This window comes from Pseudomonas sp., from assembly GCF_049590575.1.
Classification (GTDB): domain Bacteria; phylum Pseudomonadota; class Gammaproteobacteria; order Pseudomonadales; family Pseudomonadaceae; genus Aquipseudomonas.
Genome location: NZ_JBAWDE010000145.1, coordinates 1 through 2790 on the forward strand (window position 1 = coordinate 1; position 2790 = coordinate 2790).

A 2790-nucleotide genomic window follows, 5' to 3' on the forward strand; every position below is an offset into this window, starting at 1 on the left:
CTGTTGCTCGGCGCCCTGGCCGCCTGGCTGATCGCCGGCCAGATCGTCATGCCGCTGCGCCAGGCCCTGCACGCCGCCAACCGGATCGCCGAGGGCGACCTCAGCCACGACATCCAGACACCGCGCCGCGATGAACTGGGCCAGTTACAACGCAGCATCGGGCAAATGACCGTCAACCTGCGTGGCCTGATCGGCGGCATAGGCGACAGCGCCACGCAAATCGCCAGCGCCGCCGAGGAGCTGTCCTCGGTCACCGAACAAACCCGCACGGGGGTGAATAATCAGCGCGATGAAACCGAGCAGGTGGCGACGGCCATGAACCAGATGCTCGCCACCGCCCAAGAGGTGGCGCGCCACGCCGAGCAAGCATCGGCTGCCGCAACCCAGGCCAATCAACAGACTGAACTGGGCGACCAGGTGGTGACGGATGCGGTGGCGCAGATCGAGCACCTGGCCCATGAAATGGCGCGCTCAAGCCAAGCCATGCTCGGGCTGCAGCGCGAAAGCCAGAAGATCGGCAGCGTGCTGGAGGTGATCAAGTCGGTGTCGCAGCAAACCAACTTGCTGGCACTCAATGCCGCCATCGAGGCCGCGCGTGCGGGTGAAGCCGGGCGCGGTTTTGCGGTAGTCGCCGATGAAGTGCGCAGCCTGGCGCAACGCACCCAGCAATCGGCGGAGGAAATCGAAGAGCTGATCAGCGGCCTGCATCGCGGTACTCAACAGGTCGCCGACATCATGGACAACAGCCGTAACCTCACTGACAACAGCGTGCAGCTGACGCGCCGCGCGGGCGACGCGCTGGCCAATATCACCCGCACCGTGGCGGTAATCCAGGAGATGAACCCACAAATCGCGGCCGCCGCCGAGGAGCAGACGGCGGTCGCCGAAGAGATCAACCGCAGCGTGATGAAGGTCAAGGACGTGTCGGAGCAGACGTCAGCCGCCAGCCAGGAGACCGCCGCGGCCAGTGTCGAACTGGCGCGGTTGGGGTCGGATTTGCAGGTGTGGGTGGGCAAATTCAAGGTGTAGGCAGTTACAACACCTGACGCAGGAATGCCTGGGCGCGCGGGTCTTTCGGCGCATCGAAGAATTCGGCCGGGGCCGCGTCTTCGAGCAACTTGCCGTGATCGAAAAACAGCACGCGGTCGGCCACTTCGCGGGCAAAGCCCATTTCGTGGGTCACGCAGACCATGGTCATGCCTTCCAGGGCCAGGGTCTTCATGACGTCGAGGACCTCGCCGACCATTTCCGGGTCCAGCGCCGAGGTGGGCTCGTCAAACAGCATCACCTTGGGCTCCATCGCCAGCGCCCGGGCAATCGCCACGCGCTGCTGCTGGCCGCCGGACAGCCGTGACGGAAACTCATTGGCTTTCTGCGCGATACCGACCTTTTCCAGCAGCGCCATGGACTTGGCCTCGCGCTCCTGCTTGCCGCGTTTGCGCACGACTTTCTGCGCCAGGCACAGGTTTTCCAGCACGGTCATGTGCGGGAACAGGTTGAAGTGCTGGAACACCATGCCGACTTCACGGCGGTAGGCGTTCACGTCGGTTTTCGGGTCGGCCAGTTGCAGGCCGTCGATGCTCACCGAGCCCGAATCGAAGGCTTCCAGGCCATTGAGGCAACGCAGGAAGGTCGACTTGCCCGACCCGGACGGGCCGATCACTACCAGCACTTCACCCTTGGCCACCTGGGTGGTGACGTGGTCCACCGCGCGCACCACTTGGCCACGGGTATCGAAGACTTTTACCAGATCGCGGACTTCAATCACTTTGCGCGAGCCTCCGCTCAAGCCGGCTGGCGATTTTCGACAGCGGCAGGTTAATCAGCAGGTACAGGCCTGCAACGCAGAACAGAATTTCAAACGGCGAGAACGAGGTGGTGATCACCTCGCGACCGCTCTTGAGCAGTTCGGTGATCGCGATCACCGACACCAGCGAAGTATCCTTCACCAAGCTGATAAATTGCCCCGCCAGTGGCGGCAGCACGCGCTTGAAGGCCTGTGGCAGCACCACATGGCGCATCGACTGGCTGGCACTCAAGCCCAGGGAGCGCGCAGCTTCGTTCTGGCCACGGGTAATCGACTGCACGCCGGCGCGCACGATTTCCGCCACATAGGCACCGGTGAACAGCGACAGCGCGGCGATCCCGGCAAACTCCCGGGACAGGTTGAGCACTGTGCCGATAAAGAAATAGAAAATGAAGATCTGCACCAACAGCGGTGTGCCGCGCACCAGTTCGACGTAGATCGTCGACAGATCGCGCAGGGTCGGGTTGCTCGACAGCCGGCACAGGCCGGTCGCCAAGCCAATCGCCAGGCCGAGGATGCCGGACACCACCGACAGCCACAACGTGGTCCACAAGCCCCACATCAACGGCCCCAGTGCCCATTGCCGGGTCACGCCGACCACGTCGCCCTCAGCCACGTCGTCACCACGCGCCACTTGCAGGCTGTTGTCGGCCACGGTCAGCTTTTGCAGGGCGCCGGCGTCATTGCGCAGGGTGACTTCGGCCATATCGCCTTTGCGCACCAGCTCGACCACGGTGGAGATGTCGGCCGCACGTTGCGACGTTTCGGCCTGATAGGCGAAGTATTGCGGCACGCGGTTCCAGCGCCACTCGTAGGACATCAGCGAAGTGGCGTAATACAACGCGCCGGCCAGGCCGACCAGCACGACCACGGTCAGCAGGTGCCAGGGCCATTGGGCTTTTTTCTGTTTCATTTCAGGTTCCGGGATTGATGTCGCCTGTCAGGCCGCTTTCGCGAGCAAGCCCGCTCCCACACTTGACCGA

At 63.5% G+C, this 2790-nt stretch carries 3 protein-coding genes and 1 pseudogene; 2 read left to right on the forward strand and 2 right to left on the reverse strand.

All coding sequences use genetic code 11. The features are described 5' to 3' along the window. Window positions 1-3 precede the first annotated feature (3 nt). Window positions 4-171, forward strand: a pseudogene (locus WBR57_RS11125) (HAMP domain-containing protein); the annotation flags it as partial. Beyond that, a complete protein-coding gene (locus WBR57_RS11130) occupies window positions 166-1029 on the forward strand; it encodes a methyl-accepting chemotaxis protein (RefSeq protein ID WP_424083874.1) in 864 nt (287 codons plus the stop codon). The pseudogene WBR57_RS11125 and the gene WBR57_RS11130, both read left to right, overlap by 6 nt. Before the next feature lie 4 nt (window positions 1030-1033). Here the strand turns inward: WBR57_RS11130 and WBR57_RS11135 are convergent, their stop codons facing one another. Continuing rightward, window positions 1034-1768: an amino acid ABC transporter ATP-binding protein gene (locus WBR57_RS11135; RefSeq protein WP_424083872.1), complete on the reverse strand. Its 735-nt coding sequence runs from the start codon at window positions 1766-1768 to the stop codon at window positions 1034-1036. After that, the gene (locus WBR57_RS11140) at window positions 1761-2720 is read right to left on the reverse strand and encodes an amino acid ABC transporter permease (RefSeq protein WP_424083873.1); all 960 of its coding nucleotides are present in this window, start codon (window positions 2718-2720) and stop codon (window positions 1761-1763) included. Before WBR57_RS11140 ends, WBR57_RS11135 begins: the two co-directional genes overlap by 8 nt. Window positions 2721-2790 lie beyond the last annotated feature (70 nt).